Origin of the sequence: Amycolatopsis sp. QT-25, assembly GCF_029369745.1 — a bacterium.
Lineage (GTDB): Bacteria > Actinomycetota > Actinomycetes > Mycobacteriales > Pseudonocardiaceae > Amycolatopsis.
Genome location: NZ_CP120210.1, coordinates 652,683 through 678,478 on the forward strand (window position 1 = coordinate 652,683; position 25,796 = coordinate 678,478).

The window sequence follows — 25,796 nt, forward strand, 5'->3', positions numbered from 1 at the left end:
CTGCAACGGCTTCGCCGTGGGCGCATGATCGAAATCAAGACTCCTGGCGAGCTCCAGGCGATGCGGGCCGCCGGACTGGTTGTTTGGCGCACCCTCACGGCGGTGCGCGAGATCGCCAAGCCGGGGGCGACCACGGCTGATCTCGACGAACTCGCCGAGCAGACGATCCGCGACGCCGGCGCGGTGCCCTCGTTCAAGGGGTACCACGGCTTTCCGGCGTCGATCTGCGCTTCGGTGAACGAGCAGATCGTCCACGGCATCCCGTCGAAGACGCGGGTCCTGAACGATGGCGACATCATTTCGGTGGATTGCGGCGCCATCCTCGACGGCTGGCACGGCGACTCCGCGGTCACTCTCGCGATCGGTGAGGTGTCGAAGGCGGATCTGGCGCTTTCGGCCGCCACCGAGGCGGCGATGTGGGCGGGAATCGCCGCGGTGTCGTCCGGGGGCAGGCTCACGGACATCTCGCACGCGGTGCAGACCGCGGCCGAGAAGGCGAGCCAGGAAGACGGCATCGAGTACGGGATGATCGTCGAGTACGGCGGTCACGGCATCGGGCGCCAGATGCACATGGACCCGTTCCTGCCGAACCTGGGCAAACCGGGCAAGGGCCCACGGCTCAAGACCGGCATGGCGCTCGCGATCGAGCCCATGCTGACCGGTGGCGGCGGTGAGACCGTCGAGCTCGACGACGGGTGGACCGTCGTGACCGCAGACGGCTCGCGGGCCGCGCACTGGGAGCACACCGTCGCGATCACCGACGACGGCCCCTGGGTGCTGACCGCCCCCGAAGACGCCTGACCTCTGCTTCTCCGCTCCGGATCGCGTTTAGCCCGCTAAACGCAAGTGTGCCCAGACCTGCGTTTAGCCCCCTAAACGCGATCGGCGGAGCGCGTTTAGCCCGCTAAAGGCGAACGTGCCCGAATCGCAGTTTGCCCGCTAAACGCAAGTCCGCCCGCAGGCTGGCGCAGTGCCAAGGGTCGCGCCGCCAGGTGCACGCCCGTTCCCTCCGCCGGGATGTGTCTCGCTGAGCAGAGCGTTCCAGGTCGTCGGCCTACCGGAGCGCGTTTAGCCCGCTAAACGCAGGTCGGCGAGGGCGTACGATGGCGGAGGTCGCATCAGGTGGGCTCACGGGTCACGTAACACAGTCACCCCCGTTTGGGGCTCACGACACGGGTTGCGTACACTGTCAAGTCGGTGTACTCATCGCGCCCGGATCCTGCGCGCTCGTGACTTCTCGCGAACGGACATTGGACCCGGGCAGGAGTGTGCCGATGCACCACCCAGCCAAGCACTCAAGCTCTGACTGATAACACAGCGTAGCGACAGGAAATGCGGAGGACATGGGCAAGAAAGACGGGGCCATCGAGGTCGAAGGCCGCGTAGTCGAGCCGCTCCCCAACGCGATGTTCCGCGTCGAGTTGGAGAACGGCCACAAGGTCCTTGCACACATCAGCGGCAAGATGCGGCAGCACTACATCCGCATCCTGCCCGAGGACAGGGTTGTCGTGGAGCTCTCGCCCTACGACTTGTCTCGTGGTCGCATCGTCTACCGCTACAAGTGATCACGACGAGTTAGCACAAGCAGGAGAGCAGGAGACGTGAAGGTCCAGCCGAGCGTCAAGAAGATCTGCGACAAGTGCAAGGTGATCCGCCGTCACGGCCGGATCATGGTGATCTGCGAGAACCTGCGGCACAAGCAGCGGCAGGGCTGATCACTCGCACTCGTACAGAGTGGATTGACGGCTACAAAATCTCCCCGCACCTGCCGGGCCGTGCGAACGGCCCGGTTCACCCTCGGACTTCAGGCCGAGGCCGGGACACCCGAAGCGCAAGCCAAGGGCACGACAGGCGAGTCGGTCCCGGGACCGGACGGGGAGCAGACCTGAAGACGAATTCTATGAAGGAGCATCAACGCCAATGGCACGACTCGCTGGCGTAGACCTCCCCCGCGAAAAGCGGTTGGAGATCGCGCTGACTTACATCTACGGCATCGGCCGTACCCGCTCGAAGCAGCTCATCGCGGCTGCCGAGCTCAACGCGGACACTCGCGTCAAGGATCTGAGCGATGACGACCTCGCCAAGCTGCGGGTCTACATCGAGGAGAACTTCAAGGTCGAGGGTGACCTTCGCCGCGAGGTGAACGCCGACATCCGTCGGAAGATCGAGATCGGGTGCTACGAGGGCCTTCGCTGGCGCCGCGGACTTCCCGTCCGTGGTCAGCGCACCAAGACGAACGCCCGCACCCGTAAGGGTCCGAAGAAGACGGTCGCCGGCAAGAAGAAGGCTGGCAAGAAGTGAGCGTCCGGGGCAAGAAGGTCGTGCAGATGGGCGGCGTCCGCCGTCGTGGCTCGGCTTGTGTCTCGCCCAAGGCGCTCTACGCCCGCCCGATGGCGCTCCGCAACCTGTACACCGACGCCGGTTCGATCATCCGGCGCGGACAGGCCGAAGCGGTCGCCGCTCACCAAGAGAACGCGCGCTAACAGGAGAACCCTCAAAACATGCCACCGAAGTCTCGTACCGCGGCGGGGGCCAAGAAGGTCCGCCGTAAGGAAAAGAAGAATGTCGCGCACGGTCACGCGCACATCAAGAGCACCTTCAACAACACCATCGTCTCGATCACGGACCCGACCGGTGCCGTGATCGCGTGGGCGTCGAGTGGTCACGTGGGCTTCAAGGGCTCGCGTAAGTCCACCCCGTTCGCCGCGCAGATGGCCGCCGAGAACGCCGCCCGCAAGGCTGCCGAGCACGGCATGAAGAAGGTCGACGTCTTCGTGAAGGGCCCGGGTTCGGGTCGCGAGACGGCGATCCGCTCGCTGCAGGCGGCCGGCCTCGAGGTCGGCACCATCCAGGACGTGACCCCGCAGCCTCACAACGGCTGCCGCCCGCCCAAGCGGCGCCGGGTCTGAGGAACGGGGAGGAGTAAGAAGAAATGGCTCGTTACACCGGCCCCGCGACGCGTATTTCGCGTCGCCTCAAGGTTGACCTCATCGGCGGCGACCAGGCTTTCGAGCGTCGCCCCTACCCGCCGGGCCAGCACGGCCGCGGGCGCATCAAGGAGTCCGAGTACCTCCTGCAGTCGCAGGAGAAGCAGAAGGCTCGCTACACCTACGGCGTTCTCGAGCGTCAGTTCGTCCGGTACTACAAGGAAGCCGTCCGGCGTCCGGGTAAGACCGGTGAAAACCTGCTGCAGATCCTCGAGTCCCGGCTGGACAACGTGATCTACCGCGCCGGCATCGCCCGCACCCGCCGTCAGGCGCGTCAGCTGGTGAGCCACGGCCACTTCCTGGTCAACGGCGTGAAGGTCAACGTCCCGTCCTACCAGGTCACGAAGTGGGACATCATCGACGTGCGGCCGAAGTCGTTCGCGATGCTGCCCTTCGTCGCGGCCAAGGAGTCCTTCGGCGAGCGTCCCGTTCCCGCGTGGCTCCAGGTCGTTCCGTCCAACCTCCGAGTGCTGGTCCACCAGCTCCCGGAGCGCGCTCAGATCGATGTTCCGGTCCAGGAACAGCTGATCGTCGAGCTCTACTCGAAGTGATCCATCACCGGGCCGGGGTCTTCCCCGGCCCGGTGTGGGCACGGCGGCGGCGCCCGGAGTGCGTCGCCGTTTCGCCATCCCTTTCGGTGTCATATGGCGGGCGCCGTTTGGAAAGGAATTAGGAAAGATGCTGATTTCCCAGCGGCCGGCTCTCGGCGAAGAGACGGTCAACGAGACCCGCTCCCGGTTCACCATCGAACCGCTGGAGCCCGGCTTCGGCTACACGCTCGGCAATTCGCTGCGGCGCACGCTGCTGTCGTCCATTCCGGGCGCGGCCGTGACGAGCATCCGCATCGACGGCGTACTGCACGAGTTCACCACCGTTCCCGGGGTGAAGGAAGACGTCACCGACATCATCCTGAACCTCAAGGAGCTGGTGGTCTCCTCGGAAGAGGACGAGCCGGTCACCATGTATCTGCGCAAGCAGGGCCCCGGTGAGGTCACCGCCGCCGACATCGTGCCCCCGGCCGGTGTCACCGTGCACAACCCGGATCTGCACATCGCGTCGCTGAACGGCAAGGGCAAGCTCGAGATCGAGCTCGTCGTCGAGCGCGGCCGCGGTTACGTTCCGGCCCTGCAGAACAAGCAGGCGGGCGCGGAGATCGGCCGGATCCCGGTCGACTCCATCTACTCCCCGGTGCTGAAGGTGACGTACAAGGTCGAGGCGACCCGTGTCGAGCAGCGCACCGACTTCGACAAGCTGATCCTGGACGTGGAGACGAAGCCGTCGATCACGCCGCGGGACGCTGTCGCGTCGGCCGGTAAGACGCTGGTGGAGCTGTTCGGTCTCGCGCGCGAGCTGAACATCGACGCCGAAGGCATCGAGATCGGCCCGTCGCCGCAGGAGGCGGACACCATCGCCGCCTACGCGATGCCGATCGAGGACCTGGACCTCACCGTCCGGTCGTACAACTGCCTCAAGCGCGAGGGCATCCACACCGTCGGCGAACTGGTCTCGCGCAGCGAGGCCGACCTGCTGGACATCCGTAACTTCGGTGCGAAGTCGATCGACGAGGTCAAACTCAAGCTCGTCGGTCTCGGCCTCGCGCTGAAGGACAGCCCGCCCGGGTTCGACCCGACCGCGGCCGCGGCCAGCTACGACGGTGAAGGCTGGTCCGAAGGCGTCGACAGCATCACGGACGGAATTTCGGACAACGGCCACGACGATGGCCAGGACTACGCAGAGACGGAGCAGCTGTAAGGCCAGCTTCGGCTCCCTCACCGGTAGGGGTGGGGGAGCCCCGGCCTCCAGCTGTGAGCTGAACGAGGAGAACCGATGCCCACCCCCACAAAGGGACCCCGTCTCGGCGGGTCGCCCGCGCACGAACGGTTGATCCTGGCCAACCTGGCCACTCAGCTGTTCGAGCACGGCAAGATCACGACGACCGAGGCGAAGGCCCGGCGGGTGCGCCCGCTGGCCGAGAAGCTGATCACGAAGGCGAAGCGGGGCGACCTGCACAACCGTCGTCAGATCCAGCGTGTCGTGCGCGACAAGGACGTCGTGCACAAGCTGATCGCCGAGATCGGTCCGTTCTTCGCGGAGCGTCCGGGTGGCTACACCCGGATCACCAAGACGATGGCGCGCAAGGGCGACAACGCCCCCATGGCCGTCATCGAGCTGGTGGCCGAGAAGACCGTCACCGCCGAGGCCGAGGCCGCGCGCAAGACGAAGTTCGCCAAGGACGAGCCGAAGGCTGCCGCCCCGGTCGCCGAGGAGACCACCGAGGCACCTGAGGCAGCCGACACGGCCGCCACCGAGGCTCCGGAGACCACCGAGGCTCCCGCCGCCGACGAGGCCGCCGAGGCCCCCGCCGCGGACGCGGACAGCAAGAAGGACTGACGTCCTGACGGCACCGAACACCCCGGACGAGCCCGCCACTCCCACTGCGGAGGGCGGGCTCGTTCGTCTGCGCCTGGATGTCGCCTACGACGGCACAGATTTCTCCGGCTGGGCGCGGCAGCCCGGACGACGCACGGTGCAGGGAGTCCTCGAAGAGGCGCTCGCGAAGCAGCCCCCAGGAGCAGCGGTCCCGAAGTCCGTCGTCGTCGCCGGCCGCACCGATGCCGGTGTGCACGCGGCCGGCCAGGTGATCCACGTCGACGTGTCGCCTTTAGCGGGCAAAACGCGATCCGGCCGTCTGGAACTGGACGAGCAGGGCATCCCGGACCTGGGGCGGATGCGTCACCGGTGGAACCGGTACCTGCCGGGGGACGTGCGGGTGCTGGACGCACGGATCGCGGCGCCTGGGTTCGACGCGCGGTTCTCGGCCGTGCGGCGTCATTACCTTTACCGTGTTTCGGACGCGCCATGGGGCGTGGATCCGTTGCGGCGTCACGACACCCTGGCCTGGACCCGTTCGCTCTCGGTCGATGCGATGAACGAGGCGTCGTCCGCCCTCTTGGGGCTTCAGGACTTCGCGGCCTTCTGTAAGCAGCGTGAGGGCGGGACGACCATTCGCGAGTTACAGCGGCTCGAATGGCGGCGAACCGGGCCGCACGCGGTCGAGGTCGCAGTCTCCGCTGACGCCTTCTGCCATTCGATGGTGCGCAGCCTCGTGGGGGCACTGCTCTTGGTCGGTGACGGCCGTCGGCCGCTCGTTTGGCCTGGCAACGTTCTGGGGAGCCGGACACGTGACAGCGCTGTCGCTCCCGCACACGGCCTGACGTTGATGGCCGTCGACTACCCGCCGGACGCCGAACTCGCCGCCCGCGCGGATCAAACGCGGGCCATGCGCACCTCCTCCTGATCCGGTGGCGGCGCCTTTAGCGGGCTAACCGCGCCGCGGCGGGCTTGCAGCACGGCCTCGACAATGCCTTTGAAGTCATTCGCCAGGTCGTCCGCGGTGACGATGACGAAATGCCAGCCTTCGGCCTCCGCTCGTCTTCGGCGTTTGCGATCGTGGGCTTGTTGCTTCGGCGTGTTGTGCCATCTGCCGTCGTACTCGATGGCGACCCGGAACTTCTCGTCCCCGAGATCGAGGCGAGCGACGAAATGACCCGTTCGGGAGAAGACCTCAAGTTGAGGTGTCGCCGTAATGCCGCCGGCGGCCAGCACGATCCGCAGTTCCGATTCCGGAGGCGACTCCGCGCGCGGGTCGGATAGGCGCAAAGCATGCCTGGCCAAGCGGATTCCTCGATTGCGGCGACCGTAGAACTCCCCGTTGAGGTGCAGATCGGTCAGCTTCTCGGCTCTCATGAACTGGTCCAGATCAGGGACGCCGATGCGAAGCCGCCGGACCCATCCCGATTTGCGAGGAGAAAGCCGGAGAAGCAGGTCCAGGGCGATTCGGCTTCTCCGCGCGATGCGAATGCCGTTCCACGGTCTCGACTCCTCGGGTTTGACCTCGGTGCGCCTAATCTTGATACCGACTATCGGACCGAAACGTTGTTTCTCTGGTACGACCATCTCGACCGGATCATGGGGCTTGGCCAGCTCGACGCCCTGGACGGTCGCGGCGGATCGCCCGGTCAGCACGGCTTCCGGAGGTGCCAGTAACGCTGCCCCGCGGCAACGTAGTTCGTGCGTGACCTCGACGTCAGCGCGCGTGTAGACGTCCTGGAACAGCCTCCGGACGCTCGGGCCACGCAGGCGGCTGGCCGTGATCAGGCCTGCCTTACGTGCCTCCGAGCCGCGGAAGACGTCGGGGAGATGAGATGAATCGAAAGGTTTGGTCATACCGACACGGTGATCGACAAGACCGACAAGGCAGGGCCGTCCTTGCCCCTCGGAGGCGATTTATCCACAACCCCCGGCTTATCCACAGCCCGCGCGATTCCCTCTTGACGCCCAAATCCCTGGCCCCAGGTCGACTTTAGCGGCCTAAACGCGACGCGAGACGAACGCAAAACGGGGGCACTGTCCGATATGGACAGTGCCCCCGCAGAGCGCGGTTAGCCCGCTAAAGTCGCCGCGTCGGGTCAGTCGCCCCGGCGTACGGGACCCAGGATCTGCTGCTCTTTCGCTGTGGTGACCAGGCGAAGAGGGCGCCAGAGGTTCCGGCCGAGGGCGACGACCTGGTCGTCCTTCAACGTCGTGAGCTGCTTCATCATCTGAGGCGGGAGCCGCCAGATCCGCGCGGCCAGTTCCGCCTGGCCCGGCGGGAGCCGCTGCATGAGCACGAGGTCGGCCGCGTTCGCGGTCGCCCCGGCCTGCGGGTGCAGGTACGGCAGCACGTAGACCGTCGTCTGCCACGGCGACCGCGGCGGGAAAAGGTCCTGCGGGGTCGGGCCGCCGTCGGTCACCACCAGCAGCGGCGCGTCCTCGGACGGGCGCGGAAGATCCACCGGCGACAGCCGTCGGATCTGCACCAGCGGCGAAGGCCTGCCGTTGGGCTGATTTCCCGCTGCCTGCGGGAGCACCTGCCACGCGGCCGGACGACCGGTCGCCACGACGACCCACGCCCCGACCGCCATCGCCCGCAGCGCCACCTGACGAGCCAGGTACAGGCCACCGACGAGCACGATCCGGGTCGGCGTCGAGCGCAGCGCGGAAATCGTCAGCGGCTCACCCTTGAGCCCGGAACCGAGGACGATGCCGCCTCGGTCACCGGACGGGCTGATCGCGTCGAGCATCGCCGGGTCGACGGTGAATTCCGGGGCGACACCGGCGCTCTGGCCGGCGTCGCGCATGCGGGTGCTCATGCGGTGCCTCCGATCGGCAAAGTCGCGGAGAACCCGGAGACCTGCAGGCCGCGCAACGGCGTCAACGCCACTCCCAGCCGGTCCGAGATGCCCTGCAGCCGCTGGTCGGCGGCGTCCAGTTCACGCGGGTTCCGTGCGCTCAGGCGAACGATTCCCCGCAGGCCGATCTTGCCTTCGTCCGAGGACGGCGAGATCGACATCGCCACCGTCGCCGACAACGCGCGGACACTGGTCAGCGCGTTCAGGCTGCCGCTGATCTTGCCCTTCGGCCAGCTGGTGATCGCGTAGCTCGCGTGCCCGATGCCGGCCGCGGTGACGCCGGTCCAGCGCTCCTGCAGACCGACCTTCCCCTGCGAGCCGGCGACCGCGGTCAGTTCCGCGGCCGAAATGCTGGACCGCAGCAACTCGTCCGGATCGAGCGGCCGCGTCGGCACGCCCTGTGATTCCAAGGCGTTGCGCACCCGCGACAGCGCACCGATCAGCGCGCGATGCGCCCCCACGACACCGCCGCCACGTTCGCGGATGGCGGCCGGGCACCGGCGCGGGTCGAGCCGGATGGCCACCCAGGTCGTCCGCCGCGCGGCGGCGGGCAGCGGACCGAGCACCTCCATGTAGGAGCTGAGGGCCGGCGAGTCCGACGGAAGCGCGGCGCTGCCCGGGTAGCAGTGCCAGATCATCTGGATGGAGTCGAGGACCACACCGCGGTCTTCGAGGCACGGCGCGAGCGCGGACAGCGGCAGGCTCGGCGCGCCACCCGCCTGGGTGATCAGCGCGGGCGCGGGTTCGACGAGCAGGACGGCGGTCCACGTCCCGTCGTTCCACGCGAGGCCGACCTGCTGACGTTCGTGGTCCACACCGTGCGCGACGACGAGATCGGGGACAGCGAGGCGGAGCAGGTTCACGCGGGCGTCGTCAGGGCCGGTGACGGCGTCCTCTTCGGCGGCGAGCGACTCGATGCTGCTCGGCGGAAGCGGATTCGCCACACGGTCGTGCGAACGGAACATGTACCGCATGGTGAGGCCCGCCCATTGGGTGAACCAGCGGCCGCCCCAGCGCAGGAACGCGATGATGATCGCGAACGCGAGCACGCCGATCGCGACGTACTTGAGCTCCATGTCGATCGCGAGCAGGACGAGGCCGATCGCGAGCCCGAGTTCGAGCGCGACCAGGTTCGCCACCGGCAACGGGCCGAGGTTGATCCCGCCGGTCCGGCGCCGCGTGGGCGCGGCGATCCGTACCGCCGGAGCGGGTGGCGGACCGGACTGCGGGCCGGGGCCGCCGGACGGGGGACCGCCCGGGCCACTGGGACCACCAGGTCCGCCGGGCCCCCCAGGACCACCCGGACCTCCCGGGCCCCCAGGTCCGCCGGGGCCCTTGGGCCCTCCCGGACCACCGGGGCCGCCAGGACCCTGCGGTCCGCCAGGCCCTCCAGGGCCGCCTGGGCCGCGAGGAACTCCGGGACCTCCCGGCCCTCCGGCCGGGCCGCCCGGACCACCCGGTCTGCCGGGCCTTGGCGGCGGTCCCGGCGGACGACCGGGAGGTTGCGGCCCCGGAGGGCCGGGCGGACGTGGAGGAGTGGTGACGGACATCCGCGCTTTCTCTTCCCCTCGTGCGTGCTGCGTACCCGGAAAGCCGGTCCCGAGGAACTTGACACTAGCTGGAGTTGGTAGAAACCCCACACCAGACGGTCCCCGTACGGCTATCCTGCGGAACCGTACCGCGACGGGGAGGACTGTAGGTCGAGAATGCCATCAACACCGACTACCAAGTCTCAAGTTCAGGCCTATCAGTTCGTTTTGCGACGGATGCAATCCGCGCTGGTCCGTCGCGACGCCGTCATGCTCCACGACCCGATGCGCACGCACACGCGGGCCACCATCGTGGGTGTCGTGCTGGCCGCGCTGGGCGTCCTCGTCTTCGTCATCTGGGGCCTGTTGAGCCCGAAGCCGTCCGTGCCGGAAGCGGGCAACATCGTCATCGGCGAACAGTCCGGAACGGTGTACGTCGTGGCCGGGAACCCGAAGAAACTTATTCCGACCTTCAACCTCGCGTCCGCGCGCCTGCTGATCATCGCGCAGTCCAAACAAGGTGCGCAGCAGGCGGGAAGCAAACCTTCCGGACCGCAGCAGGCATCCGAAGTGAAGAACCCCACGGTCGTCTCGGACGAACAGTTGAAGAACATCCCCCGCGGCCAGCTCATGGGCATTCCGAACGGTCCGCAGCTGATGCCGACGGAAAGCCAGCGCGTCTCCGCGGACTGGGGCGTGTGCGACGAGGTCATGTACGACCCCTCGGTGCCCCAGCCGGATCTGTCGAAGACGGAAACGACCGTCTACGCGGGGGTGAAACAGCTCGGGAACCGTGAACTCGGCCAGAACGAGGCATTGCTGGCCAAGGGTGCCAACGGCAGGGAGTACCTGATCTACCGGCAGCGGCCGGATCCCAACCTCCGGAACGCGAACGCGGTCAAGGCCGAGATCAAGCCGGACGCGAGCGCCGTCCGTTCCGCGTTGAAGCTGCCCGACCGGCCCCGCGGTATCTCCCAGGGCCTGCTCGACGCGATCCCCGAGGTGCCGGAGCTGAAACTCCCGTCCGTTCCCGGTGACGGCGAGAAGCCCAACTTCGAGATCGAAAGCATGAAGGTCGGCGACGTCTTCTCCACCGAGCAGGCCGAAGGGCGGAAGGACTTCTACCTCATCACGAAGGAAGGGATCCAGCCCATTTCCCCGGCTGTCGCGGACATCGTGCAGACCGGCAAGAACGACGGCAGCACTTCGGTCATGTCCGTGCCGCTGGGCAAGATCCGCAACCTCACGCGGGTCTCCCAGGTCGTCGAACTCGACGCCTACCCCCAGACGGTGCCGACGGTGCTCAACGCGACCCAGGGTTCGCGGGTTTCGTGTCTGAGCTGGTCCATCACGGGCGACGGTGCCGGCCGGGACGGGCACACGGCGGTGTTCGTCGACGACAAGCTGCCGAAGGGCAGGAACGCCGACGGATCCGCGCCCGGTGTCAAGATCGGCACCCCCGGCCCGGTGGGCGCGCCCATCAACAGCTTCTTCATGGAGCCCGGTTTCGCGGCCGTCGTCCAGTCGGCGACCGGCAAGGAGACCTTCGACAAGGGGCCGATCCAGCTGATCTCCGATCGCGGTATTCGTTACGGCGTCCCCGACGCGGTGACGGCGGACTCGATCGGGCTCAACAAGCGGGTGCCCGCGCCGGAGTCCATCATCAGGATCCTGCCCACCGGGGCTTCGCTGAACACTCAGGACGTGCTCCGGACGTTCGACACCGTGCCGATCGACGACCGGGCCGGTTCGGTCGCCACGCAGGCGCAGCAGGCTCCGGCGGGTAACTGATCGCGGGAACCCGCCGGACGGCGCGAGCGTCTCAACACCCAAGCGGTATCGGGTGAGCGGAGGGTGCAGTGGCCGGCCTGAAGATCGACGGCGTCGTCGTCGGTGACTATGCGAAGCGGGTGGACGAGGCCGCCGGAGAGCTCGAGCTGGCGGCCGCGGAGGTGACCGGGGAAAGCGTCACCGTCGAGTCCCACGGAACGCTGGGGGAGGAATTGGGCCTCGGCGCGTCTTACGGGCGCGCCGCGGAGGCCATCCGACGTCAGCTGGTGGAAGGCGCGGCCGCGCTGAGGTCGGCGTCCGAGGCCCTGCACACGGTGACCGCGCAACATGCCGGACACGACGACGAGGCCGCGCAGATGATCAAGCGCGCCGTGGAGCTCTGAACCGCATGATCGCCGAGTCGGAGAACCCGACGGATTCCCTCCCGCACCCGATGGTGGCCGCGCGTTCGGCCTCCGCTCCCGTAGCGGCCCAGAGCGCGGTTAGCCCGCTGAACGCGCCGGGCTCGGGTGGTGAGGAGCTGGTCGAGGCCGCGGCACCGCATCTCGCCTTCGTTTCGGAGCTGTCCGGCCAGCTGGGACTGATCGATCCGGTCGAGGCCTACCTGACCCCGCTGGTGGGGCGCTGGGAGGACTTGAAGGACGAGGCGAACCGGCTCCGGAAAGCGGCGAAGGCCGCGGGCACCGTTTCGAAAGAACTGGCCGATGATCTCGGGCGCCTCGACGCCGGGTGGGCAGGCAAGGACGCTGACGCGTTCGTCACGTACATCGTGGACATCAACGCCGCGGGCTCCGACGTCGAAGTCGCCCTCACCACCTTGGCGGGTTCGCTCGACGAGCTGGTGCTGTCGATCCGTCGCATCCTGACCGACCTCGTCGAGATTCTGGTCGACACGGCGGAGCTGACGTCCGAGACGGCGATGCTGCCGGTCGGCGGTGTCCGGCGCGCGCGAACTCAGCTGGAGGAGGCGCAGGAGTCGGCCAAAGCACTTCACGAAGCCGCGCGCGACGTCCTCGAGGGCTTCGTGCGATTTTGCGACGGAGTCGACGATCCTGACGCTGCTTCGCGGAGTATCGAGATCGCTCACCGGTACCCGCAAGACGAGTTCAAGCTGCACGACGATTCCGAGGCACGGGGTGCGCCGGTGCCGGAGAAGGCCGCCGCTGGGGCGGATTCCGGTCCCGCGTCGGAAGAACAGTCGACGTCGCCGTCCTCGACCGACGGCCGGAAGACCGGGGCACAGGAACCCCTGATCGAGCAAGGGCAGGCGCCGATCCCGGAGGTCGCGCCCGTGCAGACCGCTCCGGCTCATGGGCAGGGCGTCGCCGGCGCGGGATCGGCGATGATGCCGATGGGGATGGCGCCCATGATGGGCGGCATGGGCGGGGGAGGGGGGACGGCTCACCAGTCGAAGACCCGGCCCGCTTCGAAACCGTCCGATGTGGTCGGCGAGCCCGGCCAGGTCGTCCCGCCTGTGATCGGAGAGGACGACGCCCCGGCGAAACCCGCTCCGAAGCCCAAGCCCGCCAAGTAAGCGCTCCAGCGGCCGAGCGACTTTAGCGGGCTAAGTGCGATCTGGGCGGCGCGGAGGCGAGTCTCGCTCGGATCGCACTTAGCCCGCTAAAGTCGAGGCCTACGGGGTTTTGCGGGCAGGGGCGGCCGGCCGGTTGCGGCGGACCGAGTGGACCACGAACAGCGTGATGAGCAGCGCCACCAGGCCGCCGCCGGTTCCGGCGAGCGCGACGATCATCGGGGCGGGGTCACGGTCGTTGGCGGGCGGCAGATTCGCGGGTAGCGCGACCGGCTTGGCCTTGTCCGCCTCCGACGGCACGATCGCCGTCAGCGCCGCGATCGGGTCGACGACGCCGAAGCCGACGAAGTTGTCCCGCCCGCCCGGTGCCGCCGGATGCTGCGCCGTCGCCTTGATCCGGTTCATCACGTCACGAGCCGGCAGCCCAGGGAACTTCGCCCGCACGAGCGCGGCCAGTCCGGCGACGTACGGCGCGGCGAAGCTGGTGCCCTGGATGGCACCGGGTTTCCCGTTGCCTTCGATCGTCAGGTTGGCGAGGCTGCTCGATCCCTCGGCCGGGTCCAGCGAGATGATCTTGGTGCCCGGAGCGGCGACACTGACCCACGGCCCGTTGACGCTGAAATCCGCGACACCGCCGGTGTCGTCGATCGCCGCGACCGACAGGACGTCGTCGGAGAACCAGGGCGGCGTGACGATCGTCTTGGGAGTCCTGGGGTCCGGCTGATCGTTCTGCGGGCATTTTTCGCTGACGTTGCCGGCCGCCGCGACGACGACCACGTCGTTCTGAACGGCGTAGTTCACCGCCGCCTGGAGTGGTAGCTCGGTCGGGGTGATGTTCCCGGTGGCCGGGCGACAGTTGTCGACCGACATGTTGATTACCTTGGCGCCTTTGTCGACAGCCCTGACCACGGCCTGCGCGAGAGTCTTGAGGTTCCCGGCCGTCTTGCCCTGTTCCTGCTGCCGTCCGCCCTTGTCCTGACCCGGCGCGGTGCCGCCGACGGCGCCGTTTCCTTGCGAGGACGGTGGAAGCTGCGATTCCGGCTTGTTCGACGAAGACGGTGGAGCGGAGTTGGACGACGACGAAGGCGGTGGCGGTGGCGGCTCGGGCTTCTTCTCCGCCTCCTCGTAGTTCTGGCTCGACTGACGGATCGACAGGATCGTGGCGTCCGGCGCGACTCCTCGGAACCCGATGCTCTCGTCGGGCGGATTCGCGGCGATGATCCCCGCGACCTCGGTGCCGTGGCCGTCGCAGTCCTCGAGCCCCGGTGCCTTGCCGCCGCCGGGGGGCGCGACGTAGTCACCACCCGATTCGACGCGGCCTCCGAAGTACGGGTGCGCGGTGACGCCGGTGTCGATCACGGCGACCTTGACGCCCCCGCCGACCGACCGGGTGGCACCGCGCATCAACTGGTGCACCTTCTCGATCTGCAGGTACTCCTGGCCCCACGGCCTGTTCTTGATGTCGACCTGGTCACCACCGAGCTTGCTGCGCTGGACGCACTCGGTCTTCTTCTCATAGGTCTTGTCCGGCTTGCCGTCGTCCGCCGGCTTCTTGGACGTGTCCACCGGAGGCGGGGTTGCGTAGTAACCGCCGGCGTCCGGCGCGACGCTGCTTTGCTGCGCCCAGGCGGGAAGTGCCACCGAAGCCGGGGAGAGAACACCGATACCGGCCGCCAGCAACACCGTTCCGGTACGGCCGACGAGACCGAGGTGGCGGACGCGCGTCCCCCTGGACTTACGCGCTACGGCCATCAGAGCATCATCCGATCGGGTCGTCACTTGAAGTTGAGGTGGCGCAGCGTCGTGTAGAGCTCCATGACGCCGAGCGCCAGCGGGAGCACCGTCGCGATGAAGATGGCCTCGAAGATCTCCACCGTCCGCCGCAGTGGCGGCGAGAAGCGCTGGTTCGGGAAGATCACGCCGACCACGAGCGCGGCCGCACCGATCAGCAGGAGCGCGCCGAACACGAACAGGACGCGGTTCAGCGGGCTCGCCGACCACATCCAGCCGAGCAGGATGCCCGCGCCGGACACCATGCCGGTGGTCAGCAGGGCGATGGCCTGCGCGCCGTTCGCGTACGCCCGCGCCCGCAGGAGCAGGACCAGCGTGGCGACCACGCCGAGGATCGGGCCGAAGATCGACGGGGACGTCGAGGCGATGATCGCGAACAGCGCGGTGGCCGCGCCGCAGCCGGTCAGCAGACCGGTCATGTATTCGTGGGCGACCGCGGTACGGCGTTCGATGGCGCGGTAGTCCGGGAAGCCCGAATCTTCCTTGAGCTCTTCGGCGCTACCGGGAACGTGCGGCGTCGGAAGGGCCGCGAGCTTGATCGTCGCGCGCGGCAGCAGCGAGATGCACGCCAGCGAGAACGCGGTGGCGCCGGCCGCGATGCCGGCGATCGGAGTGTCGATGAGCGTCGCGGCCAGGAACGTCAGCGCCGAGACCGTGGCCGTCGTCGCGGCCGCGATGAACGTGGTGATGCCGTGCCCGATGACGAGGATGCAGACCGCCGCCACGATGATCACGAGGGTGCTCGCGAGCAACAGGTTCGCCCACAGGGACAACCCCGGCACGATGTAGAAGCCGCTGACGAAGGCCAGCGGGAGACCGCCCGCCGAGGCGATCAGCACGCCGGTCGCCTCGGCCTTGTAGGCCTTGGCCAGTGTCGCGCCGATCGCGACACACGCGATCGCGCCGACACCACCCGCGATCGCGGCGGCGAGGGCGTTGCCGCCGTAGAACGACCCGCTGGTGAAGAGCGCGAGGGCCGCGAAGAACAGGGAGAGCCCGCCCGCGATGTGCCCGAAGCGGCGCGCCGTCTCCTTGGTCCACGGACGGAAGCTGTCCGGCGACGACTCGGCGATCGCGTCGACGACGTCATCGTACAGCGGAGGCGGCGGGTTCTCGTTGCGCTTGCGCAGCTGCAGCAATTCGCCGTCGACGACACCGAGGGACGCGAGGGTCCGGCTCGGATCGAGCGGCGCGTCGCCCAGCTTCGCCAATGCCCAGCCGCCGTGACGGGCGCCGCCGTCCGGCGTCGCCTCCTTCGCCATCTCCAACAGCATGGGCAGCAGATCCGCCACCGCGACGTCAGCCGGCAAAGCCACGTCGATCCGGGTGCGCGGCGCGACCACCGTCACCCTGCTGAATACCGTCGTGCCCGTTGCCACTGCCTTCCCCCTGCCCTGAGAGTCTGCTCCCGGGGGAACCTATACCGAACCCGGGTGCCCACATCATCGACTGCCGGAAAAAGACCGGCAAAAGTAAGAGAGACCCCTCTGGCCGCCTGCCTGCGCGTCGACTTTAGCGGGCTAAACGCGACGCGCGGAGCGCGTTTAGCCCGCTAAAGTCGACGCCGACCGGCCGGAGGCCCAGCGGGTTCGTCGGGGACTGTCGGTCCCGAGCCCTACACTCCCCGACATGCGTACGGCCTCGTCGAGGCCGTTCTCGGCGTTGTCCGGATTTCACCGGCCACGTTCGATAAGTTGTCTCGCGCACCAGTACGCGCACCAACGGTGGCCGCCATCGTCGAGTTTGAAGAGGGGTCCTTCGATGAGCACGCTGCAGTTCAAGAAGTCACCGCGCCTGGCGGCGCCCCGGCCGCCGGGTGGCGAGGTGCATCTCGAACCGCCGCCTGAGGTGCCGCGCACCATCCCGGGCAACATCGTCATGAAGCTGCTTCCCGCGGTGATGATCGTCGCCTCCATCGGGATGATGGTCTTCATGTTCACCACGGGTGGACGCAACCCCATGATGATGATGATGGGCGGCATGATGGTGCTCAGCACCGTCGGCATGATGGCGGGTGGCGCGGGCAAGGGCGGTGGCGCCAAGAAGGCCGAGATGGACGAGGACCGCAAGGACTACCTGCGCTACCTCGGCCAGATGCGGGACAGGGCCCGCGAGGCCATGGTCGACCAGCGCGCCGCGCTCGAGTGGGTCCACCCCGACCCGCAGACGATGTGGTCGCTTGCCGCGAGCCGCCGCATGTGGGAACGCCGCCAAAACGACCAGGACTTCCTCCATCTCCGGGTCGGCCGCAGCTCGCACCGCCTCGCGACGCGGCTGGTGCCGCCGCAGACCGGCCCGGTCGACGAGCTGGAGCCGATCGCCACGCTGGCCCTGCGCCGGTTCGTCCGCGCGCACTCGATCGTCCCGGACCTGCCGACCCAGATCACCCTCCGCGGGTTCGCCGCGGTCAGCATGCAGGGCGATCGCGGCCTCACCCGCGGTCTCACCCGGGCGATGCTGGCGCAGCTGGTCACCTTCCACAGCCCCGATGACGTCCTCATCGCGGTCGCGACGGCGGGCCGCGCCAAGGAGGAGTGGGAGTGGGCGAAGTGGCTGCCGCACGCCCAGCACCCCGCGCTCGCCGACGGTATCGGCCAGCTGCGGATGATGGCGGGCTCGCTCGCCCAGATCGAGCAGTGGCTCGACGAGGAGCTCCGTGACCGCCAACGGTTCTCCCGCAACGCGACGCCCGCCCCGGACCAGCCGCACGTCGTCATCATCGTCGACGACGCCGAGGTCACTCGCGAAGAGCAGATCATCCTCGAAGAGGGTCTGGTCGGCGTCACCCTGATCGACCTTTCCGACTCCATCGGCAACCTCGCGGCCCGCCGCGGACTGCGGCTGGTCGTCGAGGAAGACCGCCTCGGCGCGCGCAGCGCCGGCGGCGTCGAATGGTTCGGCCGTCCGGACACGCTCAGCGTGGTCGAGGCCGAAGCCCTCGCCAGGCTCCTCGCCCCGTACCGCGTCGGCACCGCGGCGCAGGACGCCGCCGAGGAAGAGCCGCTGCTGTCCAACCCCGGTCTGCTCGAACTGCTGGGCATCCCCGGCGACCCGATGACCTTCGACGTCCAGCAGGCTTGGCGGCCGCGCCCGGTGCGAGACCGCTACCGCGTCCCCTTCGGGGTCGGCGAGTACGGCCAGCCGGTCGAGCTGGACATCAAGGAAGCCGCGATGGAGGGCATGGGCCCGCACGGCCTGTGCATCGGGGCGACCGGTTCCGGTAAGTCGGAGTTCCTCCGCACCCTGGTGCTGGGCATGCTCGCCACGCACTCGTCGAGCACGCTGAACTTCGTCCTCGTCGACTTCAAGGGTGGTGCGACGTTCCTCGGGCTGGACTCGGCGCCGCACGTCTCCGCGGTCATCACCAACCTCGCGGACGAGGTCACGCTGGTCGACCGGATGAGGGACGCCCTCGCGGGCGAGATGAACAGGCGCCAGGAAGCGCTGAAGAACGGCGGTAACTTCAAGAACGTCTGGGAGTACGAGAAGGCCCGCGAGAACGGCGCCGACCTCGACCCGCTGCCCGCGCTCTTCATCGTCTGTGACGAGTTCTCCGAACTGCTGGCCGCGAAGCCGGACTTCATCGACCTGTTCGTCGCCATCGGCCGTCTGGGCCGGTCGCTGCAGATGCACATGCTCCTCGCGTCGCAGCGGCTGGAAGAGGGCAAGCTGCGCGGTCTGGACTCGCACCTTTCCTACCGCATCGGTCTGAAGACCTTCTCCGCCGCGGAATCCCGCGCCGCGATCGGTGTGCCCGACGCGTTCGAGCTGCCGTCGGTGCCCGGTGGCGGTTACCTCAAGTACGACACCTCGACGCTGGTCCGCTTCAAGGCCTCGTACGTCTCGGGCCCGTACCGGCCCGCCGGGATCAAGGCGGCCGGTCCGGTCGCGACGGTGGTCCGCGCGGACAAGCGCCCGCAGCTGTTCGTCCCCGACTTCGTCGAACTGCCGAAGGAGCCGGAGCCGCAGCAGTTCGAGACCGCGCCGGTGGAAGAGGCCAAGCAGGAGGAGGCCGTCGAGCCCAGTGAGCTCGACGTGATCGTCTCCAGGCTGATCGGCCAGGGCCCGCCCGCGCACGAAGTCTGGCTGCCGCCGCTCAAGGAGCCGAACTCGCTCGACACCCTGCTGCCGAACCTGAACCCCACCGACGACCGCGGCCTTTCCCCGGTCGGGTTCTTCGGCAACGGACGGCTGCAGGTGCCGATGGGCATCGTCGACCGCCCGTACGAGCAGCGACGTGACCTGCTGTGGGCCGACTTCTCCGGTGGCGCCGGGCACGGTGTGATCGTCGGCGGTCCGCAGTCGGGCAAGTCGACCATGCTCCGGACGCTGATCATGTCGATGGCGCTGACCCACACCCCCGAGGAAGCGCAGTTCTACGCGCTCGACCTCGGTGGCGGTACGTTGGCCGGTCTCCAGGGCCTGCCGCACGTCGGTGGGGTCGCCGTCGCCCGCCGCGAGCCGGACAAGGCCCGCCGGATCGTGGCCGAGCTGACCACCCTGCTCACCGACCGGGAAGGCCGGTTCGGTGCGATGGGCATCGACTCGATGAACGAGTTCCGCAACCGCAAGCGGCGCGGCGAGATCAAGCCCGAGGACGACGCCTTCGGTGACGCCTTCCTGATCGTCGACAACTGGAAGGCGCTGCGGGACGACTTCGACGAGCTGGAGACTTCGATCACCAAGCTCGCCACCCAGGGTCTTTCCTACGGCGTGCACGTCATCATCGCGGCGAACCGATGGGCGGACATCCGCCCGGCGATCAAGGACATGATCGGCACCCGGTTCGAGCTGCGCCTCGGTGACCCGAGCGAGTCGGACATCGACCGCCGGGTCGCGGTGAACGTCCCGGCTGGCCGTCCCGGCCGCGGGCTCACCAGGGACAAGCTGCACCTGCTGACCGGTCTTCCGCGTATCGACGGTTCGAGCAACGCGGACGACGTCGCCGCCGGTGTCGCCGACGCGGTGGCGAAGATCAAGGCCGCGTGGAAGGGCCGTCCGGCGCCGCAGGTCCGCCTGCTGCCGGAGATGGTCACCTACGACGAGGTCCTCGGCATCGACACCAAGCGCAACACGAAGCTGGTGCCGATCGGCGTCAACGAGGAAGACCTCCAGCCGATCTACCTCGACTTCGCCGCCGATTCGCACTTCTACGCGTTCGCGGACGGAGAGTCGGGCAAGACGAACCTGCTGCGCCAGATCACCCGGGGCATCACCGAGCGGTACACGACGCAGGAAGCGGTCATCATCCTCGTCGACTACCGGCGCACGATGCTCGGTTTCGTCGGCGGGGACCAGCTGCTCGGCTACGCGGTGTCCGCCGCGCAGCTCGACAGCATGGTCAAGGACGTCCACGGGTCGATGACCCGGCGGCTCCCCGGTCCGGACGTCACGCAGGAGCAGCTCAAGACCCGGTCCTGGTGGACCGGTCCGGAACTGTTCATCATCGTCGACGACTACGACCTGGTCGCCACGCAGACGAGCAACCCGCTGAAGCCGCTCGCCGAGTTCCTCGCGCAGGCGAAGGACGTCGGCTTGCACGTCATCGTCGTGCGCCGCAGTGGTGGCGCGAGCCGGGCGATGTTCGACCCGATCCTCGGCAAGCTGAGGGAGATCGCGGCGCCCGGTATGGTCATGAACGGCTCGCGTGACGAAGGCAACCTCGTCGCGAACGTGAAGCCGAGCCAGATGCCGCCGGGCCGGGGCAACCTCGTGACCCGGAAGCACGGCAAGCAGCTCATGCAGGTCTCGTGGATCCAGCCGGACTGATCTCCCGCGGAACCAGGTGAGGTCCCGGCTGGGCGCAGGGTGACGACGACGATCTGCGGGAGTGGCCAGTGACTGTGCGGGTAGCGGTGGACTTCGGGACATCGAGCACCTGCGTAGTCGCCTCGATCAACGGCCGCGAACCGCAGGTCGTCGTGGTGGACGGGCAGCCCTTGATGTCGTCGGCGGTCTACGCCGCGCCGGACGGGACGCTGTTCGTCGGACAGGAGGCGGAACGGCAGGCGGCGGTGGATCCGTCGCGCTACGAGCCGAACCCGAAGCGCCGGATCGACGAAGGCGACCTCCTGCTGGGCGACAACGTCCTCCGCGTGACCGAGGTCGTCCACGCCGTGCTGAAGCGCGCGGTGACCGAGGCGCGCCGGCTCGCCGGTGACGCCGAGGTCGAATTGCTCGTCCTGACCCATCCCGCCGATTGGGGCGCGACCCGCACCCGGCTGCTCCGGCAGGCGGCGGGCGGGCTCGCGCGTCAGGTCGCGCTCGTTCCGGAGCCGGTCGCCGCGGCCGTCTACCACGCGGCGACGTTCGCTCCGGCCGACCTCAACTCCGAGCGCACCGTCGAGTTCAGCGGCCGTCCCGGCGACGCGCTGGCGGTCCTCGACCTCGGCGGTGGCACCGTCGACGTCTCCGTGGTCCAGCGCATGCCCGGCAGCCCGGCGGATCGCAGTTTGCCCGCTAAACGCGCCGGGTTCCAGGTGCTGGCCACCAGGGGGGATCCGAGCTTCGGGGGAGCGGACGTCGATCAGGCGCTCCTGGAACACGTGGGTTCGCTGGTGTCGGCCGCCGATCCGCCGGAATGGCGGAAGCTCGTCGAGGGCCGCGAACTCACGGATCGCCGCCGCCGCCGTGTGCTGCGGCAGGACGTGCGCGGCGCGAAGGAGACGCTCTCCCGGCACGCGTACACGGACGTTCCGATGCCGCCGCCGTTCGCCGACGCCCACGTGACCAGGGAAGACCTCGAACGAATCATCGCGGCCCCGCTCGGGCGCGCGGTCGAGCTGACCGTGGCCGCGATCGGGGATTCCGGGCTGCGGCCGAAGCAGCTGACGGCGATCTTCCTCGTGGGCGGGTCGAGCCGGATCCCGATGGTGTCCCGGCTGGTGCACGAGCGGACCGGTGTCGTACCCACCACCCTGGATCAGCCGGAGACCGTGGTCGCCCGCGGTGCCCTGCGCGCGGTGCTGATCGACCCGGACCGGACGGGATCGCTCGCGGGCTCCGCCGTCTCCCGCGTCGGCGGCGCCCCCGCGCCTGTCCCCACCGACCGGCGCCCCGAACCCCCGCGCCCCTCGTTCCCTCCCGCCCCACCCCCGCAGAGCGCGTTTAGCCCGCTGAACGCGAGGCGGCAGGGGCCGCCGTCGCCTCCGCGGGGACAGCAGGGAATAGCGGCCCCGCCGCCGTGGCGGCCGGGTGAGCCCGCCCGCGAGACGAAACCCGCCGAGCGCGACGGGAAGAACAAAAAGACGCCTTGGATCATCGCCGCGGCCGTGGTGGCCGCGGCGGCGATCGTCGGTGGGATCCTCTTCGCCGTCAACAGCGGGGAGGCCGAGCCGGAAGGCCGGACGCTCGCGCAGTACGACTATCGCTTCATCGCACCGCCGGACTGGACGCAGACCGACGACCGTGTCGCCAAACGTCAGGTGGTGATCCATCCGAGCGATTCCCTCACCGGTGACGACCTCGTGGTCGCCCAGGAGTACGTGATGGCCTACGACGCGACGGCCGACAGACAGAAACTCGTCGACGAACTGAGCGCCGGGGCGCAGACGGCACCCGAGAAGTACAGTGGCTTCGACGGTTCCGCGAACTACGCCGGCCGGACAGTCATCTATTACCGCGAGACCAAGCCGAGTGCGCGCGTCGACTGGTACGTCGTCGCGCAAGGAAAGACCCGCGTCCACATCGGTTGCCAATACAGCACCGGCTCACCGCTCGAACAACGCGTGAGCGCGGCCTGCGAACAGGTCGTCAAAACGATGGTGGTCGTCAACTGAAGGGGGAGGCGAATGCCACCCGAACCCGAGACCGCCGCCGAACACTTCGCCCGCACCGGGCGTGACGCGGTCACCTATGCCCGACAGGTCGCCCGCACGGCCAAGGCACGGTACGAGCGCCGCCGGGGCGAGAACGCGGAACTGGCGAAGCATTTCGGCAAGGGACGGCTCGCGGGCGGTGAGACGGCGCCGACCCCCGCCGCCGTCCGGAACGCCGCGAAACGGTTCCGCACGGGCGCCGGTCTTCCGGTTCCCGCATTGCCCTCAGCGGCTGACTTGGTTCCCCTTCGGCCAGCACCGGTGGCCAGAAGGCCACGTGTGGGTGACGACGACGAGGACTTTTCGCAGTCGCGAATCATGAGCCGAGGCGATTGACCGACCACTGTGCGTTTGCTAAATCACGTGGTGAAAGCCCTTTTCCGCCCGTGATTCGCGGCGTGCCGTCCGGGGCCACGCGGTCGGTTCCCGCCGCGAGCGTTAACGCAAGCAACTACTTGAAACCAACGAGCGACAAGAGGGAACCGGACGTGGCAGTGTCTCCGTCGTAGGTCCGTACCAAACGAACTTCACCGAGTACGGATAAACCACGAACGAAGGGGGTAGCTCCCATGGCTGGCGGATTTACCGGGACAGTTGAGCAGTTCACCGAGGCCGAGAAGCGCGTGACCGAGGTCCGCGTTTCGATGGACCAGAACCTGGGCAAGCTCCGCGACAACATCGAGTCCACCCGCGCGGGCTGGACCGGCGACGCGGCGCTCGCGTTCAACGAAGTCATGAAGCGCTTCGACTCGACAGGTCGTGGGCTCAACCAGGCCCTCCAGAACATCGGTGACCTGCTCGAGCAGGCCGGTTCGAAGTACAACGCGACCGAGCAGCAGCAGCAGGAGCTCATCAAGTCGGTCAACGCGGGCTTCAGCATCCTCGGCTGATTCAGCCGATTTGGCTACACGCACCAAAAACGAGACTTCTTATTTCTGACTGGAGGAACTTATGACCGAGATGAAGGTCGATTACGCCACGATCCACGCGGCGGCCGACGACTGCAAGAGCACCGGTGGCGAGCTGGAGTCCCTCTTCGGGCAGCTGAAGAGCGACCTGTCCCCGCTGGTCAACACCTGGGACGGTGACGCGAAGGCCGCGTACATGGCCGCTCAGCAGGAGTGGGACAACAAGTTCGAGGAGCTCAAGCAGCTGCTCGCGCAGGTCGCCGGCGTGCTGCCGCAGCTGGCCGACGGCTACCAGGCCACGGAACAGGGCGTCACCGGCCTGTTCTGAGTCTTCCGGCTCCGAACGAGCAACGGCGGGCAGGCATCTTCGGATGCCGAGCCCGCCGTTTCGTTTGTGGCAAAGGAAAGCCGCGACGGACCCCGTCGCGGCTTTCGTGTCGGAGTAGGTCAGTGCGGCGCGCCGACCTCGAATTCCGGGGTGGTGTTCAGCACCCGGACGGTGACCTTCTTCTGCTGCCCCGAAAGAGCGATCGAGCAGTCGAACGTGGTCCCGTTCTCCACCGGTTGGCCGGAAGGACACGTCACGTTCTTCACGTCCGGCTCCCCGTAGTGCTCGTTGAGGACGCGGACGACGCCGTCCTGCACCGATTTCTCGTCGAGCGTGTCGCCCGCGAACACGCCGAGCAGCCAAGCCCCCACGCCGCCCGCGATCACGACGGCCGCCGCGATCCCGCCGATCAGCAAGGTTTTCTTGGAAATCTTGGGCTTCTCGGGCTCCGCGCCGAAAGCGCCGAGCCCGCCGTACTGCGACGGCTGTGCCTGCTGGGCGGGCTGGAAGCCGCCGCCGTACTGCCCCTGCTGGGGAGTGCCAGGCGCCTGGTGCGGTGTCTGCCAACCCTGTTGCTGCGGTGCGGGCTGCTGCGGCGGTTGCTGCCACGCCGTGCCCGGTGCGGGCGCGGGGTTCTGTTGCCAGGGCCCGGAAAACGAGCCGGTGACGCCGGGCTGCTGTTGCCACTGCCCGGTGTAGGAACCGGTGGTCGCGGCATGGGGGTCGTTCTGCTGCCACTGCCCCGGATGCGGTCCGGTCGCCTGGCCGTCCTGCTGCCAGCCCTCGTGCTGGTTCCCGGGATTCGCCGGCGGCTGCCACCACTGCTGCGGCTGTTGCGGCTGCTGATCGGTCATGGCTCAGACGCCTTTCAACTCGTTGAACCGGCGGTTGAAATCGTCTTTGGCCGCCTTGTCCGGCAGCACGGTGATCTGCGAGGCGTCCGGCAGCTTCGGCAGATCCTGCGTGCTCGCTTTGCCGGTGAAGCGAAAGTCGTAGCGCAGCTCGATCTTGTGCCCGCCACCCTCGATCTTGGCGTCCATCACGATCTGGTTCAGCGTCCCGTCCGGGTTGAGGGAGACGGTGGTCCGGACCGGGGCCTTCTTCATGTCACCCGTGATCGCCCCGCTGATCGTCGGCGGGAGGATCTCCACCCGTCGTTCCATGAACTTCCCGAACGGGACGTCGGCGGTCAACTCGATCCGGTTCTCCGGAAGGCTTTTCGCACCCTTCACGATTTTCTTGTCCGCGTTGTAGGCCACGGCGATCGCGTCGGCCATCTTGCAGGCGGTGATGATCCCGACCCAGGCGCAGGGGATGGTCAGCCCGGCCTCCGACTTCGGCATCGAGACCCACGGCGTCGGGGCGAGGCTCTTGTAGACGGGGCCGAGGTACACGTATTCGACGGCCCCGTCGGCCGGGGTGTACCAGTCGATGCTGTCGTCCGGGTTCTTCTGCGAGCGTTGACGGCTGACCCGGCCCTCCGGGGAGCCGGTGCGGGCCGAGGAGATCGTGCTGCGGATGTACTTCTCGTCGAAGCGGAAGTAGGCACCCGACTCGCTGGTGACGTCGCGCTGGTCGCCGATGGTGTCCTGCAGCTTGTTCATCGCCGTTTCGAACTTCGTGCCGACGTAGGTCGCCGCGTCGTCGCCCTTCGGCACGGCCGTGCCCGCGCGCCCCTGGCCGCAGGCGGTGGTGAGCACCAGTACGGCGCTCAGCACACACAAGATGGTCGTTGGACGTTTGTTCATCGCCGTTCCCCTGGATCGAGTCCCCCGCGCGTGGTGCGCGTCCGGATCGTCTCATCCTCTCCCGCGAAGGACGATGCCGTGGGCGGTTCCGCCACACCGGCGGGGTACAGTTGCCGGGCGCCCGCCGGGCGCCGG

General features: G+C 68.2%; 25 protein-coding genes. 18 read left to right on the forward strand and 7 right to left on the reverse strand.

From position 1 onward, the window contains the following. Positions 1 to 24 precede the first annotated feature (24 nt). The 10 genes from map (at position 25) to truA (ending at position 6,285) form a co-directional block, all read left to right on the forward strand. Positions 25 to 801, forward strand: a complete 777-nt coding sequence (gene map, locus P3102_RS03295; RefSeq protein ID WP_276366409.1) for a type I methionyl aminopeptidase — start codon at positions 25 to 27, stop codon at positions 799 to 801. A 542-nt stretch (positions 802 to 1,343) separates the two neighbouring features. Further along, on the forward strand, positions 1,344 to 1,565 hold the full coding sequence (infA, locus tag P3102_RS03300; protein WP_005166804.1) for a translation initiation factor IF-1: 222 nt from the start codon (positions 1,344 to 1,346) through the stop codon (positions 1,563 to 1,565). 36 nt (positions 1,566 to 1,601) lie between these two features. Further along, positions 1,602 to 1,715, forward strand: coding sequence for a 50S ribosomal protein L36 (rpmJ, locus tag P3102_RS03305; RefSeq protein WP_004558882.1), 114 nt, complete (start codon positions 1,602 to 1,604; stop codon positions 1,713 to 1,715). 205 nt (positions 1,716 to 1,920) lie between these two features. Beyond that, positions 1,921 to 2,301 carry a 30S ribosomal protein S13 gene (rpsM, locus tag P3102_RS03310; protein WP_005166805.1) on the forward strand — a complete coding sequence of 127 codons (381 nt, stop codon included), beginning with the start codon at positions 1,921 to 1,923 and terminating at the stop codon, positions 2,299 to 2,301. Further along, on the forward strand, positions 2,298 to 2,483 hold the full coding sequence (locus P3102_RS03315; protein ID WP_276366411.1) for a hypothetical protein: 186 nt from the start codon (positions 2,298 to 2,300) through the stop codon (positions 2,481 to 2,483). Before rpsM ends, P3102_RS03315 begins: the two co-directional genes overlap by 4 nt. Positions 2,484 to 2,501: 18 nt before the next feature. Then, positions 2,502 to 2,909 carry a 30S ribosomal protein S11 gene (gene rpsK, locus P3102_RS03320; protein WP_004558885.1) on the forward strand — a complete coding sequence of 136 codons (408 nt, stop codon included), beginning with the start codon at positions 2,502 to 2,504 and terminating at the stop codon, positions 2,907 to 2,909. Between the two features lie 23 nt (positions 2,910 to 2,932). Then, positions 2,933 to 3,538, forward strand: coding sequence for a 30S ribosomal protein S4 (gene rpsD / locus P3102_RS03325; RefSeq protein WP_007031054.1), 606 nt, complete (start codon positions 2,933 to 2,935; stop codon positions 3,536 to 3,538). A gap of 127 nt (positions 3,539 to 3,665) precedes the next feature. Then, entirely contained in the window at positions 3,666 to 4,739 is a 1,074-nt protein-coding gene (locus P3102_RS03330) for a DNA-directed RNA polymerase subunit alpha (protein ID WP_276366413.1), read from the forward strand. Positions 4,740 to 4,814: 75 nt separating this feature from the next. Further along, positions 4,815 to 5,378 carry a 50S ribosomal protein L17 gene (rplQ, locus tag P3102_RS03335; RefSeq protein WP_276366415.1) on the forward strand — a complete coding sequence of 188 codons (564 nt, stop codon included), beginning with the start codon at positions 4,815 to 4,817 and terminating at the stop codon, positions 5,376 to 5,378. A 73-nt stretch (positions 5,379 to 5,451) separates the two neighbouring features. Beyond that, positions 5,452 to 6,285 carry a tRNA pseudouridine(38-40) synthase TruA gene (gene truA, locus P3102_RS03340; protein WP_276371605.1) on the forward strand — a complete coding sequence of 278 codons (834 nt, stop codon included), beginning with the start codon at positions 5,452 to 5,454 and terminating at the stop codon, positions 6,283 to 6,285. Here truA and P3102_RS03345 read toward each other — a convergent pair. The 3 genes from P3102_RS03345 to eccE form a co-directional block, all read right to left on the reverse strand. Then, positions 6,255 to 7,214: a hypothetical protein gene (locus P3102_RS03345; RefSeq protein ID WP_276366416.1), complete on the reverse strand. Its 960-nt coding sequence runs from the start codon at positions 7,212 to 7,214 to the stop codon at positions 6,255 to 6,257. The genes truA and P3102_RS03345 overlap by 31 nt on opposite strands. A 242-nt stretch (positions 7,215 to 7,456) precedes the next feature. Next, the gene (locus P3102_RS03350) at positions 7,457 to 8,179 is read right to left on the reverse strand and encodes a hypothetical protein (protein WP_007031058.1); all 723 of its coding nucleotides are present in this window, start codon (positions 8,177 to 8,179) and stop codon (positions 7,457 to 7,459) included. Beyond that, the gene (gene eccE / locus P3102_RS03355; RefSeq protein ID WP_276371606.1) at positions 8,176 to 9,357 is read right to left on the reverse strand and encodes a type VII secretion protein EccE; all 1,182 of its coding nucleotides are present in this window, start codon (positions 9,355 to 9,357) and stop codon (positions 8,176 to 8,178) included. Before eccE ends, P3102_RS03350 begins: the two co-directional genes overlap by 4 nt. Positions 9,358 to 9,924: 567 nt before the next feature. On the opposite strand from eccE, the gene eccB reads away from it, so the two are divergent. The 3 genes from eccB to P3102_RS03370 all read left to right on the forward strand — a co-directional run bounded on the left by eccB (position 9,925) and on the right by P3102_RS03370 (position 13,072). Continuing rightward, positions 9,925 to 11,538, forward strand: coding sequence for a type VII secretion protein EccB (eccB, locus tag P3102_RS03360; protein WP_276366419.1), 1,614 nt, complete (start codon positions 9,925 to 9,927; stop codon positions 11,536 to 11,538). 68 nt (positions 11,539 to 11,606) lie between these two features. Beyond that, the gene (locus P3102_RS03365; protein WP_276366420.1) at positions 11,607 to 11,921 is read left to right on the forward strand and encodes a hypothetical protein; all 315 of its coding nucleotides are present in this window, start codon (positions 11,607 to 11,609) and stop codon (positions 11,919 to 11,921) included. A 5-nt stretch (positions 11,922 to 11,926) separates the two neighbouring features. Then, positions 11,927 to 13,072: a WXG100 family type VII secretion target gene (locus tag P3102_RS03370; protein WP_276366422.1), complete on the forward strand. Its 1,146-nt coding sequence runs from the start codon at positions 11,927 to 11,929 to the stop codon at positions 13,070 to 13,072. A gap of 99 nt (positions 13,073 to 13,171) precedes the next feature. Here P3102_RS03370 and mycP read toward each other — a convergent pair whose 3' ends face one another. Further along, the gene (gene mycP, locus P3102_RS03375; protein WP_276366424.1) at positions 13,172 to 14,821 is read right to left on the reverse strand and encodes a type VII secretion-associated serine protease mycosin; all 1,650 of its coding nucleotides are present in this window, start codon (positions 14,819 to 14,821) and stop codon (positions 13,172 to 13,174) included. 23 nt (positions 14,822 to 14,844) lie between these two features. Continuing rightward, the gene (gene eccD / locus P3102_RS03380; protein ID WP_276366426.1) at positions 14,845 to 16,209 is read right to left on the reverse strand and encodes a type VII secretion integral membrane protein EccD; all 1,365 of its coding nucleotides are present in this window, start codon (positions 16,207 to 16,209) and stop codon (positions 14,845 to 14,847) included. Between the two features lie 412 nt (positions 16,210 to 16,621). Between eccD and eccCa the strand changes: the two genes are divergently transcribed. From eccCa to P3102_RS03405, 5 genes are all read left to right on the forward strand, one after another. After that, positions 16,622 to 20,629, forward strand: a complete 4,008-nt coding sequence (eccCa, locus tag P3102_RS03385) for a type VII secretion protein EccCa (RefSeq protein WP_276366428.1) — start codon at positions 16,622 to 16,624, stop codon at positions 20,627 to 20,629. A gap of 68 nt (positions 20,630 to 20,697) precedes the next feature. Further along, positions 20,698 to 22,638, forward strand: coding sequence for a type VII secretion-associated protein (locus tag P3102_RS03390; protein WP_276366430.1), 1,941 nt, complete (start codon positions 20,698 to 20,700; stop codon positions 22,636 to 22,638). A 12-nt stretch (positions 22,639 to 22,650) separates the two neighbouring features. Further along, the gene (locus tag P3102_RS03395) at positions 22,651 to 23,013 is read left to right on the forward strand and encodes a hypothetical protein (protein WP_276366431.1); all 363 of its coding nucleotides are present in this window, start codon (positions 22,651 to 22,653) and stop codon (positions 23,011 to 23,013) included. Positions 23,014 to 23,246: 233 nt separating this feature from the next. After that, a complete protein-coding gene (locus tag P3102_RS03400; RefSeq protein ID WP_276366433.1) occupies positions 23,247 to 23,567 on the forward strand; it encodes a WXG100 family type VII secretion target in 321 nt (106 codons plus the stop codon). Positions 23,568 to 23,628: 61 nt separating this feature from the next. Continuing rightward, entirely contained in the window at positions 23,629 to 23,913 is a 285-nt protein-coding gene (locus P3102_RS03405) for a WXG100 family type VII secretion target (protein ID WP_276366435.1), read from the forward strand. A gap of 119 nt (positions 23,914 to 24,032) precedes the next feature. Here the strand turns inward: P3102_RS03405 and P3102_RS03410 are convergent, their stop codons facing one another. Together P3102_RS03410 and P3102_RS03415 are read right to left on the reverse strand one after the other, a co-directional pair. Next, positions 24,033 to 24,767, reverse strand: a complete 735-nt coding sequence (locus P3102_RS03410; protein WP_276366437.1) for a DUF4333 domain-containing protein — start codon at positions 24,765 to 24,767, stop codon at positions 24,033 to 24,035. A 3-nt stretch (positions 24,768 to 24,770) separates the two neighbouring features. Continuing rightward, positions 24,771 to 25,661 (reverse strand): hypothetical protein, encoded by an 891-nt coding sequence (locus P3102_RS03415; RefSeq protein WP_276366438.1) that lies wholly within the window; start codon positions 25,659 to 25,661, stop codon positions 24,771 to 24,773. Positions 25,662 to 25,796: the final 135 nt, after the last annotated feature.